Source organism: Paenirhodobacter sp. (assembly GCF_041916475.1).
Classification (GTDB): Bacteria; Pseudomonadota; Alphaproteobacteria; order Rhodobacterales; family Rhodobacteraceae; genus Rhodobacter.
In genome coordinates, this window is the sequence record NZ_JAYRZN010000057.1 from 1 (window position 1) to 13,724 (window position 13,724).

The following is a 13,724-nucleotide window of genomic DNA, read 5'->3' on the forward strand; positions in this document are numbered from 1 at the left end:
TCGTCGAACGGGTTCATCGACATCTTCACGTTCGCAAGATCGACACCGGAACCGTCCGCCTTAACGCGAACCTTCACGTTGTAATCAATCACGCGCTTAACAGGTACAAGAACCTTCATCCGCGGAGTCTCCGTTTTCCATCTGTCGGGTTCGGGCTGGGCTCACAGGTCCTTGACCAGCCTAAGGGCGTCATAGAGCGCGGCGTGAGTATTGCGCGCGGCCACGGCATCGCCGATGCGGAACAGGCGGAATTTTCCGTCGGGGTTGCTGAGCACCTCCTGCTGGCCGCCCGTCGTCAGGGCTTCATAATCGACCTCGCCCAGGTTGGACGACAGCGGCTTCAGCTCGAAATACAGCTCGTCGAGCGGCCGGGTGCCGTGGTTCACCACCACCTGATCGACCAGCCGTTCCCGCGTGACATCGCCGTAATCCGACCCCAGCACGGCGCGCAGCCGGTTCCCCTCCCGCGCTACGGCGCGCAGGCGCCAGGTCACGGTGAAGGTGGTGTCGCGCTTTTGCAGGTTGCGCATGTAGGGCACGAGGTTCATCGCCATGACCTCGGGCGCGAAGCTGCGATCGGGGGTCACGATCTCCACCGCAGCACCCGTTCGCGAAATCAGGTCGGCGGCCTGAAGGCCTGCGTGGTCGCCTGCATCGTCGAAAATCAGCACGCTGCGGCCGGGCTTCACATCGCCCGAAAGGATGTCCCAGGCCGAGCAGACGAGATCATTGCCTTCCGAGAGCACATCGGTATGCGGCAGGCCCCCGGTCGCGATGATCACCTCGTCGGGCGCGGTCGCAAGGACTGTGCCGGCATCGGCGACGGTGTTGAAATGGAAGGCGACGCCCTTCTTCTCGCATTGCGCCATCCGCCAGGCGATGATCGAGATCATCTCGCGGCGACGCTCATCAAGGGCCGTGAGGCGGATCTGGCCGCCGGGCGCGTCGGCCGCCTCGAAAACGGTCACTTCATGGCCGCGCTCGGCCGCGACGCGGGCAGCCTCGACCCCGGCCGGGCCCGCGCCGACGATGGTGACGCGGCGTTTCCGCGTGGCCGCCGGGATCGTCTGCGGCATGGTCTGCTCGCGGCCGGTGGCGGGGTTGTGCAGGCAGAACGCCATGCCGCCCTGATAGATCCGGTCGAGACAGTAGTTCGCCCCGACGCAGGGGCGGATGTCGTCCTCGCGGCCCTCGATCACCTTGCGCACCAGATGCGGGTCGGCCATGTGCGCGCGCGTCATGCCCACAATATCGACCAGCCCCGCCGCGATCGCATGGCGCGCCGTCGCCACATCCGGGATCTTGGCGGCGTGGAAGGTCGGGAAATTGGTCGCCTTGCGGATCTGGCCCGCGAAGTCCAGATGCGGCGCATTGCGCATGCCCTGCACCGGGATCACGTCGGTCAGGCCGGGGTCGGTGTCGATATGGCCCTTCACCACGTTCAGGAAATCGACGAGCCCGCTGTCCTTCAGCTTCTGCGAGATGCTGATCCCGTCCTCCGCGGTCAGCCCGCCGGGCAGGTCCTCGTCGCCGGTATAGCGGACGCCGAGGATGAAATCTTCGCCGCAGCGTTCACGGATGCCGCGCAGGATGTCAAAGGTGAAGCGCAGCCGGTTGTCGAGGCTGCCGCCATAGGGGCCGTCCAGGTCGTTGGTCAGGGGCGACCAGAACTGGTCCATCAGATGGCCGTAGGCCTGCAATTCCAGCCCGTCGAGGCCCGCGGCCTTCATCCGCTCCGCAGCATCGACATAATCGCCGATGATGCGCGATATGTCCCAGTCCTCCAGCTTTTTCGGGAAGGAGCGGTGCGCGGCCTCGCGCTCATGGCCGGGCGAGACCACCGGCAGCCAGTCGGCCTTGTCCCAGCGGGTACGGCGCCCGAGATGGGTCAGCTGGATCATCACCGCCGCGCCATGGTCGTGGCATTCATCGGCGAGCTGCTTCATCCAGCCGACGACCTCGTCCTTCCAGGCGAGGATATTGTTGAACACCGGCGGGCTGTCGCGCGAGACCGAGGCCGAGCCTGCCGTCATCGTCAGCGCCACCCCTGCCTTCGCCCGCTCCACATGATAGGCCCGATACCGCTCTTTCGGCATCCCGTCCTCGGGATAGGCCGGCTCATGGCTGGTAATCATGATCCGGTTGCGAAGCGTCAGGTGCTTCAGCTGGAACGGCTGCAAAAGGGGATCGGTCGACATCGCTCTGCCTTTTCGGGTGGGGTCTGCGGCGAGACTTGCAAGAAATGTTCACTTGTGTCAATTAAAAGTTCTTGGGTGAACTGCCGGGGGGCTCATATGGATCTGAAAAAGCAGAAGTGAACAATTTTCGTGTGATACACGGGCGATAACAGGCATTTCTCAGGAACCAGCGGCCCTGACGATCCGGCCGGAATGGTCTTCTGAAGGAGGCGAGTGGTGGTGGGCGCCAGCGTGCCGCGATCCGCCTCGCGTAGAGGGGGCATGCCGATTCTGAGGCGCAGGGCCGCCGAATTTCCTGCGCTCAGAGCCGCGACATCGCGATGCGAACGGGCGAAACGTGCGGCCGAGCGGGTGCTGCGCTGGGCCGCTGCATTCTGATCTGCTGCGGTTGGCGTCAGGCGGCACCTCAAGAGAGGCAGTTTCCCAGCGGCTATCAGGCGCGGCGTCGTGTCCACGCGGCTTTCCTGCCCCGCACTGCAGTTTTCCGCCGTTATCTTTCGGAAACGCAGGAGAATGGCAAACGAACGGGCGAAGCCGGCAGAGATTGTCTCGTCGTTGCGGCAGGTTGAGGTTCTGATGGGGCAAGGCCTGTCCCGTCTTGATGCGATCAGGCGGGTCGGCGTCGTCGAACAGATTAATACCGCTGGCGGAAGCAGTAGGGTGGGATCGGCGTGGATCGGCTGAAGGAGCTGACGCGCCTTCAGCCGTGAGCCTGTGAACGCCATTGAGCCGGTCGCACATTCAAGGCGACTTCATCGTGATCAACACGAAAAAGAGCCAACAGCTTGTTGAACTGAATATCCCGATCCATCCCGACTTCCGGGCGGTGCTAGATGGCATCGGCCATGACCATGAACGGCTGATCATCACGCAATACGGGGAAGCCCGCTCCGAGAAGGCTTTCGCTAACTGGATGATCGACGCGGCGAAGGCGGCGGGCCTTCCCCCGCATCGCTCCCCCCATTGGCTGCGCAAGGCGGCTTGCCGACGCCTTGCCGAGGCGGGCTGTTCCGCCCTCGAAATCATGTCGATCACCGGGCACGGCAACATCAAGGAGATTGAAACCTAGTGCGCAGCGGTGAACAAAAAGAGGCTGGCGCAGGCGGCAATCATCAAGTTGAAGGGGGCCGCATGAGAACGCATCCGAAACACAAATTGGCTAACGCCGCCAAGCTGTTAGCCAAAGCGCCGCGCAGCGCATTGAAAACGTTGGCGGCGTTGGGTAATCTGGTAGGCCCGGAGGGACTTGAACCCCCAACCAAGGCGTTATGAGCGCCCTGCTCTGACCATTGAGCTACAGGCCCCCAATGTCCCTCATGGGACTAGGCGGGTTTGGCCTCAGGGTCAAGAAAGACCACATGGTGCCCGATGCCCCGCAGCGGCCTTTGCGCTAAGGGCGGGCAACGGGTTCCACTGGCGGAGATGCGGGCAATGACCAAGGGCAAGAACGGGCTGACCTCTGCATTGTAGGAGCCGTCGAGGGCTTCGGCCAAGGCATTTCCGTCGCTGTCGCCAAGGCTGCTTGCGGCAGATTTTGCGCCACACAGCCTCTAGGTGCCGCAGGTGGGCAGGTATTGCGACCGTGGTCACTGTGATGCGCCAGCGCCCGTGTCGGCCTTCGGCCAAGAGCTGCCTGCTCTGGCGCGCCCGTGGCGAAGCCTGCCTGCGCTGAGGCTCCTGCGGGTACAGACCTCGATGACGAAGGCGGCATAGGCGCGCCCACAGCAGGTCGCTATGCAGCGGACCTCTCGTTTCACCCCGTGCGGCTGGATGGGGCCTTCCTGCGCCGCCTGAGCCATTGTGTCACCATTGGTGCGCGCCAGGGACGGTCCCCCTTTAGCCCCGCCACCACCCGCGGCCTCGAAGTCGTCCCGGCGGAGCGGCCGCGATGGGGCCGCCAGTTCTCTGCGCGCACACACCGGATCTCGGGCCCTGGGCGGCATCACGACGGGCACGGCCACGCACCCGTGCCCGATCGCCCGCTGTGCCAGATGACCGTCGCGGGTGGACCGGGCGATCGGCAGGGCTGCGCAGATCGGCCTGTGCCATCGGCCTGAACCGAGGCCTCTGCCCCCCGCGCTGCGCTGGAATCCATCGCCACGTCGCCCTTCGGCCGAGCATGTCCGGCAAAGCTGACGCGATGCCTTCGATAGCCGCAAAATACGCCCGGTATTTGCGAAGAGGCTCCTGCGCCGGGCGCCGCTCCCGGGCCTCCCGCGTGATTTCGGTTGGTCCTTCACATAATCCCCGGCCCCTTCGAAGGCTGCGCAACCGGCCCGCATGCCCCGCAATGCCCCGCGCCGGCCGTCGCCCCCGGGCTTCCTGGCCCACTCGTTCAGGGGTCAGGGGCAGAGCCGATCTGCGCGGAAATCCATGCAGTCGCCTGCCACCAGGCCTCTCCGCACCGTGTCTCGCTCATGATGCTCCATCCGGCGCAAGTGCCGGTGCCTAAGGGAAAAGCGACGAGGATTACGGTCCGCGCGTTCAGCGTTCGCAACGAAGTCCAGCGCGTGGGAAGTCGCTTGGGTGAACAATCTGGAAGCACTGGTCGCTCTACCAAGTTCGCAGTCTGATCGAGGCGAAGCTGTGATCGCTCAAGCTCTTCGGTGACCGCATTGCCTCACGGGATCCTGACAGCCAGACTGCAAAAGCCCGTATCCGCGCACCCTCATCAACCGCTTCAATGCACTCGACCCGCCCGGGATCGATCGCGTGGCCTGATGCAGGCAGCGGAATGGGGCTGGCGCGTCACTGCTACGCCATTTTCATCACGCCTCCCCGCGCCTTTCGCCAGAGGGGTCCGGGGCCTTCTGGCGCGCTGTCGGGGGCTGGCATGTATCCGGCCTCTGCGGCCATCTTCATGCTGCGAAAAGCACCTCATAGTTGTTCCATTTTCTGCCGCGAAAACCCAATGAAATCAGTCCCTCCGATTTCCAATCACGCGGCGTCCTGTCCATTTTTGCCACAAACCTTGTCCGGGGCCAGACGAAAAATCACCGGCCCGAGGGCCGGTGCGGTGGCTTCAAAGGAAATCGAGTATTTCCCGCCTGTAGATCGGTTCGGCTTTTTCCCCGAGGGCGAGTTGGTGGTCGGGCAAAAGATCATCGCTTCCCACGAAGTTCTGGCGGCCTTCGATTTTTCGGACCAGATCCCAATGCGATATGAACAAATCCTGGAACACAGGGCTGCGCACGCCGTGCCGAAACATACACCATCGGCTCCGTCAGGAGCATGTTCGGCCGGGCAGCCTCCCCCCCGAGAGGCACTACCTCGCAGGGTTTCCTGCCGCGTTATTTCCCAAACCACTGCGCGCATGCCGCACAGCCGAGGCAGCACTTGCGGCACTGGGCCGGTCCTTCTGGGGCCTTAGCTATGGGCAAAATTCTCATGCCCGTCTGCCTGTTGGCAAGCCAGCACATCGCAGAACGCGGAGCGCTCCGGAGCGCAGGCCACGGGCTGCCCCCCCGGCTGCCAGACGCAATCCTGATCGCGCGACTGTTCAGAGTGGAATCCGCGCGCAGGTTCAGGCGTCGAGGTCGATCCAGACCGGGACGTGATCCGAGGGTTTGTCGCCGCCCCGGGTTTCCTTGTCGATCTGCACGTCGCGGAGCAGGTCGGCGGCCTGTGGCGACAGCAACAGATGGTCGATGCGGATGCCATTGTTGCGCGCCCAGGCGCCCGCCTGATAATCCCAGAAGGTATACTGCCCCGGCCCCTGGATCCGGGCGCGCAGGGCATCGGTGTAACCGAGGTTCAGGATCCGCCGGAAGGCCGCGCGGCTTTCGGGCAGGGCCAGCGCATCTTCGCGCCAGGCCTCGGGCTTCGCGGCATCCTCGTCTTGCGGGATCACGTTGTAATCGCCCGCAAGGACCACCGGCGCCTCGCTGCGCAACAGCCCCGCCGCATGGGCCCGCATCCGCGCCATCCAGCCGAGCTTATAGTCGTATTTCGGCCCCGGCGCCGGGTTCCCGTTGGGCAGATACAGCCCGCAGATCCGCACCGCGCGATCGCCGACCACCGTCGCCTCGATCCAGCGCGCCTGCTCGTCGGTGTCGTCCCCGGGCAGGCCGCGGACCACGTCCTCGAGGCCAAGGCGGCTCAGCAGCGCCACGCCGTTGAAACCCTTCTGGCCGTGCGTCGCGATGGTATAGCCGAGCCCGTCGAAAATCTCGTGCGGGAAGCCCTCGTCGACCGATTTGATCTCCTGCAGGCAGACCACATCCGGCTCCGCCACGCGCAGCCAGTCCACCAGCGCCTCGGCGCGGGCCTTGATGCCGTTGATGTTGAAGGTGGCAATCTTCATGGGGCCCTCCGTTTGCCCTGTTCTAGGGCCTGGGAGCGGCGGGCGCAATCAGGGCTCGGGCTGGATGTCGCGGCTCACCAGCAGCTTGTCGATGCGCGCGCCGTCCATGTCCACGATCTCGAAGACCCAGCCATCGGTGCGCAGCACGTCGCCCTGGCTCGGCAGCCGCGCGAGCCGGTCGATGACGAAGCCCGCGGCGGTGTCGTAATCGCCCTGCGCATCCTTGATCCGGAGCCGCTCCGCCATTTCATCGGCCGGGACCCAGCCGGAGATCAGGAAAGAGCCATCGGCGCGGCTCTGGATCGCGGGCTCGTCGCCCGGGTCCAGGAATTCGCCGGTAATGCCTTCCAGAACGTCCATCGCGGTGATCACGCCCTCGAAATGGCCGAATTCGTCGAACACGAGCAGCATGCGGCTGCCTTCGGTGCGCAGCTTTTCGATCACCAGCGTCGCGCGGGCCTGATCCATCACCACCGGAACCGGCCGCACGATCGAGGCCAGCGCCGCATTGCGCGAGAGCGCCAGCGCCTCGCGGCTGACGATGACGCCGATGATCGCATCCTCGTCGCCGTCGCGCACGGGCAGGCGGTCGAAGGGGGATTTGCGGATCTGGTCCATCAGCGCGGCGCGGCTCTGGCTCAGGTCCAGCACCTCGACCTCGCGCTTGGGGGTCATCAGCGAGGAGGCGCGCCTGTCGGCCACGCGCATCACGCCGGTGAGCATGTCGCGCTCGCCCGGGGCGAAAACGCCCGCGCCCTCGGCCTCGTCGAGGGTCAGCTCGACCTCTTCGTCGGTCATGCCTTGCTCGCCCTTGTCGGCCTGGCCCATCAGCCGCAGCACGATGCGGCCGGAAATATCCAGAAACCACACGATGGGCGTAGCAAACCGGGCCAGCATGCGCATCGGGGGCGCCACGCGCGCGGCCACGGCCTCGGGGCTCGCAAGCGCAATCTGCTTGGGCACGAGCTCGCCCAGGATCAGCTGCGCATAGGTGATGGCCATCACCACGCCGCCGACGCCGAGCGTACTGGCCAGCGAGGCAGACATGCCGTTGCTCTCAAGCGCGGCCGCGAGCCGCAGGCCCAGCGTGGCGCCAGAAACCGCACCCGCGACGATGCCGACCAGAGTGATGCCGATCTGGACCGAAGACAGGAACTTCCCGGGGTTTTCCTTCAGCAGCAGCGCGGCAAGGGCGCCTTTGTGGCCATCCTCCGCCATCCGCCGCAGTTTCGCATCGCGCGCCGAGACCACGGCGAGCTCGGACATGGCGAGGGCCCCATTCAGGGCGGTCAGCACCACGAGGATCAGGATTTCAAAGAACATGGGTCCGAAGGGCGATCGAGAAAACGGGGGGATCGAGAAAACTGGTGGGATCTAGGAAACTGGCTGGCGCAGGCGCAATGGCCCGCAAGGCACCCTCGGGCATCGGGGTCAGATCGAGAAGCTGATGCCGCAGCCGCAGGCGGCGGTGGCATTCGGATTTTGCACCACGAAGCGGGCGCCGATCAGTTCCTCGGTGAAATCGATGGTCGCATCCTGCAGGAAGGGCAGCGAGACCGGGTCGATCAGCACGCGCTGGCCGGAGCCCTCGAGCACGACGTCATCGGCCTCGGCCGTGGCCTCCAGCTTCATGTCATACTGAAAGCCGGAGCAGCCCCCGCCTTCGACGGCAATCCGCAGCGCGCGCGGGCTGTCCGGCTGCGCGGCGTTGATTTCGGCGAGGCGCGCGAAGGCACGCGGAGTGACATGGGGCGGCAAAAGCATCTGGGGGCCTGTATTTCCGTGATGTTCCAGATATAGGGTAGGGCAGACGCGCCGACAAGACGAGGAAACCTTGTTGCAACCCTATGCCTGCCAGCCCGATGCCTCCCGCGGGCGGCTTTTCCCCGAAAGCATCTCGACCTTCCGTTCGCCCTTTCAGCGCGACCGGGACCGGATCATCCATTCCTCGGCGTTCCGGCGGCTGAAGCACAAGACGCAGGTCTTCGTCGAACATGAGGGCGACTATTATCGCACCCGGCTCACTCATACGATCGAGGTGGCGCAGGTGGCGCGCACCATCGCGGCGGCGCTCGGGCTCAACACCGACCTTGCCGAGGCGGTGGCGCTGGCGCATGACCTCGGCCACCCGCCCTTCGGGCATACCGGGGAGGACGCGCTGGCGATCCTGATGGAGCCCTATGGCGGCTTCGATCACAACGCGCAGGCGCTGCGGATCGTGACCCGGCTGGAGCGCCATTATGCGGGCTTTGACGGGCTGAACCTGACCTGGGAGACGCTGGAAGGCATCGCCAAGCACAATGGCCCGGTGGAGGCGCCGTGGAACTATGCGCTGGCGGAGGTCAATGCGCTGTGGGACCTGGAGCTCGGCACCAATGCCAGCGCCGAGGCGCAGGTGGCGGCGGTGGCCGATGACTGCGCCTACAACCACCACGACCTGCACGACGGGCTGCGCGCCGGGCTCTTTACCGAAGACGACCTGTGCGCGCTGCCGGTGATCGGCGAATGCTTCGCCGAGGTGGACCGGCTGCACCCGGGGCTGGAACCGATGCGGCGGCGCCACGAGGCACTGCGCCGGGTGTTCGGGGTGATGGTCGAGGATGTGATCGCGGTGGCGCAGAACCGGCTCACCGCGCTGCAGCCGCGCTCGGTGGACGATATCCGCCATATGGAGGGGCCGATCATCCGGTTCTCGAAGCCGCTGTATCAGAACCTGAAGGCGATCAAGCTGTTCCTGTTCCAGCGCATGTACCGCGCGCCTTCAGTGGTGGTGGAGCGCAAGCGCGTGACGATGATGATCAATGCGCTGTTCCCGCTGTTCCTCGCGCAGCCCGAGCTGCTGCCCGAGGACTGGCAGGCGGATGTGGCCGGGGCGCGGGCGCGCACTGAGCCCGAACTGGAGCTGGCGCGGGTGGTTCTGGATTATGTGGCCGGGATGACCGACCGCTTCGCCATTCAGGAATATCACCGCCTGATCGACCCCGCGGGCTAAGTCAAAGCCCCGGCACGACAGAACCCGCCCGCGGCGACGCGTGGCGGGTTTTTCATGCGCTGCGGCAGGACGAAGAGGGCGCGGCGGAAATGAAAACGGCGGCACCCAGGGAGGAGGAGGGGTGCCGCCGTTACGAACCTCGGCCCCAGGGAGGAGGAGGGGGCCTTGGTATGACCGGCGCCGCTCAGGGAGGAGCAGCGAGCAGCGCCTACCCGAACGCCCAGGGAGGAGGAAGGGCCTTCGGTATCGATGGCGGCGCCCAAGGGAGGAGGAGCGGGCGCCGCACGGCGGGCAGTCCGGGAGGAGGAGTGGACTGAGCGCCGTATTCTGTGCCGGTGGAGATGTGCGGCGACCCCAGGGAGGAGGAGGGGGTCGCCGCCTTCGTTACGAGGCCTCAGGGAGGAGGAGGAGGCCTTCGCATCGGCTGTCCGGCAGTGCCTTGCAGGCTGTGGCCGGTATCTGGTGGCGGCACCCTCAGGGAGGAGGAGGAGGGTGCCGCCGATTTCCGAGGCTCAGGGAGGAGGAGGAGCCTCAGGAAGGGAATTACTTGCCGTAGGCGGCTTCGAGCGCCACGCGGGTGATCATCGAACGGCTCATGCCCAGGTCCGACAGTTCCCGGTTCGACAGGCCGCGCAGCTCGCGGACGGTGTTGCGGTACACCTTGCGGCGGGCGAGCGAGTCGCGGATGTTCGACACTAGGTGGGCAAAGCCGATTTCGGCGCTATGGAGTTCGGTTGCGAATGCCATCGTGTTCGTCTCTGTGGTTCGGTGCGGCGGGGACTTCCTCGTCGCTGTTGGGGCTAACATGACCCCAATGCTGCGACTGCACAATCCTGGCTTCCGGCATTTCTGCCATGCGGCAAATGCATAACGTTTGCTGACCCATTATCCTGCCGGAAAGAGGCATATTTGTTCTCCCGGAGGGTATAAAACGAACTTTCCGGTGCGCTATTGGGCAAACAGGATGAATCTTTGGTCTCCGGCCTCTTGAAGTCCGCGGCAAAAACGTCACAGTCCGCCGGAAATGACGCGGGAGAAAGCGATGCCGGTCAGCAAGGAAATAGTGCTCGAGGCCCTGCGCGGGCTGGGGAGCGAGTCGCAAAACCCTGTTGCGCGGGGGCTGATTCACGCCCTCGCGGCCGACAAGGGCGTGGTGCGCTTCGTGCTGGAGGGCGCGCCCCCGGCCGAGCTGGAGGCATTGAAGCCGCAACTGGAGGCGAAGGTGCGGGCCTTGCCCGGCGTCGAGAGCGTCACCATCGTGATTCCCGCAGGCCAGGGGCCGCGCATCGGCGGCCACCCGGCGCCGCAGGCGGGGCCGCAGGCGGTGGCGGGCGTGCGCCACATCATCGCCGTGGGCTCCGGCAAGGGCGGGGTCGGCAAATCCACCGTCTCGGCCAACCTCGCGGTGGCGCTCGCGCGGGCAGGCAAGCGGGTGGGGCTGCTTGATGCCGATATCTATGGCCCGAGCCAGCCGCGGATGATGGGCGTGAACCGCCGCCCAGCCTCTCCTGACGGGCACAATATCATCCCGCTGCAGGCGCATGGGATCACGCTGATGTCGATCGGCTTCATGCTGAAGGAAGACGAGGCGGTGATCTGGCGCGGGCCGATGCTGATGGGCGCGCTGCAACAGATGCTCGGTCAGGTGGAATGGGCGCATTACGGCGCGCTCGACGTGCTCATCATAGATCTGCCGCCGGGCACGGGGGACATCCAGCTCTCGCTCTGCCAGAAGACGAAGCTTGATGGCGCCATCATCGTCTCCACGCCGCAAGACATCGCCATGCTGGATGCCCGCAAGGCGCTCGACATGTTCCGCCGCCTGAATACACCGGTGATCGGGCTGATCGAGAACATGTCCACCTATGTCTGCCCGAACTGCGGCCATGAGGCGCATCTGTTCGGGCATGGCGGGGTGGCGGCGGAGGCGGAGCGGCTCGGCCTGCCGTTCCTCGGCGCGCTGCCGCTCGATCTGGAGGTCCGGCTGGCCGGGGATGCCGGGGCGCCGGTAGCTACGGGCGAGGGCGCGGCCGCGCAGGGCTACGCGGCCATTGCCGCAAGGCTGATCGCCGAAGGCCGCGTCTGAGGCACTGCCCATAAACGAAACCGCCCGGGACGCGCTGCAGCGGCCCGGGCGGTTTCCAGATCAGGGATAGGGGGATTACGCCGCTTCGGCCTCTTCGGCCGCCATCCGGCGTTCGCTCTCTTCGCGCGACAGCGCGACGGAGGTGCGCACACCCTTCGACACGAATTCCATCAGGCCCTTGACCACGCGTTCGTTGGGGTCGATCCCGGCACAGGACAGCACTTCACGGCCATCGCGCGAGCGTGCCCAGCGAGCGATCTGCTCCGGCCCGTTCCCGTATTTCTTGTCATCGGCAATCGCATCGTCGAGCGCAGCCAGAACCACCGCCGCGAACAGCTTGCGGGCGCGTTGGCCTTGCTCATAATTGAATGCGGAGCCGTCAACGAAATCGCGCATTATTCCGTCCTTTTTTATTGCTCTTGCGTTTGTTGGCGTGGCGCCATGTAGGGCGTTCGGGTGACGATTCGATATGCCGCCAGAGGAATGTCTGTCATGCAAATGGCGCATAACTTATATCCTCCGGGGCTAGCGGAACCGCACCGTGTTTCCCCGGCAGGTCGCGCATATATAGGTGTCCGGACCATTCGATCAAGAAAATTTGGGGCCTGAATGGTCTCAACAGCGTGAACGGGGCTGTCAAGCCGGCGCTTTTCCGCCTTCGCGTGCCTGCTGGCATTGGGGCGAAGGTGATCAAATTTTATGAATTTTCGTCCAGTACCTGCGGGTCGAGCCGAAGCTGCGCCGCGCCCGCCTGAAGTGCGCCCTCGGCACGGTCGAAACGCAGATGCGCCAGCGCCCTGTCGCCCGACCGGGTGAAGAGCGTACCCACCGTGCGGCCCTCCGCGGTGATGGCCGTGCCGGGCTCCGCCGCGCCCTCGATCAGCACCCGGGTGAGGCCCTTGCGCAGCTCCGTCTTGTGCTTCATCCGCGCCGTCACCTCCTGCCCGACATAGCAGCCCTTGCGGAAATCCACGCCATGCAGGCGCTCGAACCCGGCCTCCAGGATGTAGGTCTCGGGCGTGAGCTCGATCCCCGTCTCGGGGATCAGATGCGCGACCCGGATCGCGTCCCAGTCGCTGCCATCGTCGCCCTCCGCCTCGCCATAGAGCCGCCAGCCCATCGCCGGGTGCCGCGGGTCGGCCACCGCGCCTGCGGGCGCGGGGCCGGTGCCGCGCCACAGCTTCAGCGCCGAGGGCACGATCTGCACATCGGCGCGCAGCTTGTACATGGAGAGCCGCCGCACGGTGGCCTCGGCGATGGCCGCGTCGATATCCAGCAGCACGGCATCGCCCCGCGGCACCAGCAGGAAATCCGCCAGATACTTGCCCTGCGGCGTGAGCAGCGCGGCATAGACCGCCCCTTCGGCCAGCCGGCGCATGTCGTTGCTGACCAGACCTTGCAGGAAATGCTCCCGGTCCTTGCCGGTGATCTCATAAAGTGTGCGCATCATTCCACCAGTTGCATCCGGCACAGCGCCGCATAGGTGCCGCCCCGTGCATAAAGCGCGTCATGGGTGCCTTCCTCCACGACGCGGCCATCGACCACGACCACGATCTTGTCTGCGTTGCGCACGGTCGAGAGCCGGTGCGCGATGACCAGCGTCGTGCGCCCGACCGAGAGATGATCGAGCGCCTGCGCGACCTTCGCCTCCGACTGGGTGTCGAGCGCCGAGGTCGCCTCATCGAGCAGCAGGATCGGCGCATTGCGCAGCACCGCCCGCGCGATCGCCACCCGCTGCCGCTGCCCGCCCGAAAGCGCCGAGCCGCGCGGCCCGGCGGGGCTCTCCAGCCCCTCGGGCATCGCATCGGTGAATTCGGTGACATGCGCAACGCTCAGCGCCCGGCGCAGCTCCTCCTCGCTCACATCGGTGCGCCCGAGCAGCACGTTCTCGCGGATCGTCTCGTCGAACAGCGTCGCATCCTGCGCGACGGTGGAGAACAGCCCTCTGAGCGTGCCCAGATCCATCGCGGCAACAGGCACGCCGCCCACGCTGACGCGCCCGCTGTCCGGGTCCACCAGCCGGGTGAGCAGGTTGAAGACAGTGGATTTGCCCGCGCCCGAGGGGCCGACCAGCGCGGTTGTCTGCCCGGCCTCGGCGATGAAGCTGAGCCCGCGCAGCACCTCCTTGGCGCCATAGTTCAGATA

The 13,724-nt window shown here is 65.7% G+C and carries 12 protein-coding genes, 1 tRNA gene and 1 pseudogene; 4 read left to right on the top strand and 10 right to left on the bottom strand.

The features are described from left to right. Positions 1–119: pseudogene (locus ACOMG5_RS16430) on the bottom strand (electron transfer flavoprotein subunit beta/FixA family protein); the annotation flags it as partial. Between the two features lie 42 nt (positions 120–161). Next, positions 162–2,198 carry an N-methyl-L-proline N-demethylase HpbA gene (gene hpbA, locus ACOMG5_RS16435; protein WP_420344873.1) on the bottom strand — a complete coding sequence of 679 codons (2,037 nt, stop codon included), beginning with the start codon at positions 2,196–2,198 and terminating at the stop codon, positions 162–164. A 513-nt stretch (positions 2,199–2,711) separates the two neighbouring features. Between hpbA and ACOMG5_RS16440 the strand changes: the two genes are divergently transcribed. Together ACOMG5_RS16440 and ACOMG5_RS16445 are read left to right on the top strand one after the other, a co-directional pair. Beyond that, on the top strand, positions 2,712–2,882 hold the full coding sequence (locus tag ACOMG5_RS16440; protein ID WP_420344874.1) for a hypothetical protein: 171 nt from the start codon (positions 2,712–2,714) through the stop codon (positions 2,880–2,882). 73 nt (positions 2,883–2,955) lie between these two features. Then, positions 2,956–3,267 carry a tyrosine-type recombinase/integrase gene (locus ACOMG5_RS16445; RefSeq protein ID WP_420344875.1) on the top strand — a complete coding sequence of 104 codons (312 nt, stop codon included), beginning with the start codon at positions 2,956–2,958 and terminating at the stop codon, positions 3,265–3,267. Positions 3,268–3,426: 159 nt separating this feature from the next. On the opposite strand, the gene ACOMG5_RS16450 is transcribed toward ACOMG5_RS16445, so the two are convergent. The 4 genes from ACOMG5_RS16450 to ACOMG5_RS16465 all read right to left on the bottom strand — a co-directional run bounded on the left by ACOMG5_RS16450 (position 3,427) and on the right by ACOMG5_RS16465 (position 8,265). Beyond that, a tRNA-Ile gene (locus ACOMG5_RS16450) sits at positions 3,427–3,502 on the bottom strand. A 2,219-nt stretch (positions 3,503–5,721) separates the two neighbouring features. Next, positions 5,722–6,501 (bottom strand): exodeoxyribonuclease III, encoded by a 780-nt coding sequence (gene xth, locus ACOMG5_RS16455; RefSeq protein ID WP_420344876.1) that lies wholly within the window; start codon positions 6,499–6,501, stop codon positions 5,722–5,724. A 48-nt stretch (positions 6,502–6,549) separates the two neighbouring features. Further along, positions 6,550–7,824 carry a hemolysin family protein gene (locus tag ACOMG5_RS16460; protein WP_420344877.1) on the bottom strand — a complete coding sequence of 425 codons (1,275 nt, stop codon included), beginning with the start codon at positions 7,822–7,824 and terminating at the stop codon, positions 6,550–6,552. A 108-nt stretch (positions 7,825–7,932) separates the two neighbouring features. Beyond that, on the bottom strand, positions 7,933–8,265 hold the full coding sequence (locus tag ACOMG5_RS16465; protein WP_420344878.1) for a HesB/IscA family protein: 333 nt from the start codon (positions 8,263–8,265) through the stop codon (positions 7,933–7,935). Between the two features lie 70 nt (positions 8,266–8,335). On the opposite strand from ACOMG5_RS16465, the gene ACOMG5_RS16470 reads away from it, so the two are divergent. Then, positions 8,336–9,493 carry a deoxyguanosinetriphosphate triphosphohydrolase gene (locus ACOMG5_RS16470; protein WP_420344879.1) on the top strand — a complete coding sequence of 386 codons (1,158 nt, stop codon included), beginning with the start codon at positions 8,336–8,338 and terminating at the stop codon, positions 9,491–9,493. A 543-nt stretch (positions 9,494–10,036) separates the two neighbouring features. On the opposite strand, the gene ACOMG5_RS16475 is transcribed toward ACOMG5_RS16470, so the two are convergent. Further along, positions 10,037–10,240, bottom strand: a complete 204-nt coding sequence (locus ACOMG5_RS16475; RefSeq protein ID WP_420344880.1) for a DUF1127 domain-containing protein — start codon at positions 10,238–10,240, stop codon at positions 10,037–10,039. 295 nt (positions 10,241–10,535) lie between these two features. On the opposite strand from ACOMG5_RS16475, the gene ACOMG5_RS16480 reads away from it, so the two are divergent. Continuing rightward, positions 10,536–11,579 carry a P-loop NTPase gene (locus ACOMG5_RS16480; RefSeq protein ID WP_420344881.1) on the top strand — a complete coding sequence of 348 codons (1,044 nt, stop codon included), beginning with the start codon at positions 10,536–10,538 and terminating at the stop codon, positions 11,577–11,579. Positions 11,580–11,654: 75 nt separating this feature from the next. On the opposite strand, the gene ACOMG5_RS16485 is transcribed toward ACOMG5_RS16480, so the two are convergent. From ACOMG5_RS16485 to ACOMG5_RS16495, 3 genes are all read right to left on the bottom strand, one after another. Next, on the bottom strand, positions 11,655–11,975 hold the full coding sequence (locus ACOMG5_RS16485; RefSeq protein ID WP_068765522.1) for a DUF6280 family protein: 321 nt from the start codon (positions 11,973–11,975) through the stop codon (positions 11,655–11,657). Between the two features lie 301 nt (positions 11,976–12,276). Next, on the bottom strand, positions 12,277–13,026 hold the full coding sequence (locus ACOMG5_RS16490) for a YgfZ/GcvT domain-containing protein (protein WP_420344883.1): 750 nt from the start codon (positions 13,024–13,026) through the stop codon (positions 12,277–12,279). Next, a partial coding sequence (locus ACOMG5_RS16495; protein ID WP_420344882.1) for an ABC transporter ATP-binding protein occupies positions 13,026–13,724 on the bottom strand: 699 nt, incomplete at its 5' end. The genes ACOMG5_RS16490 and ACOMG5_RS16495, both read right to left, overlap by 1 nt.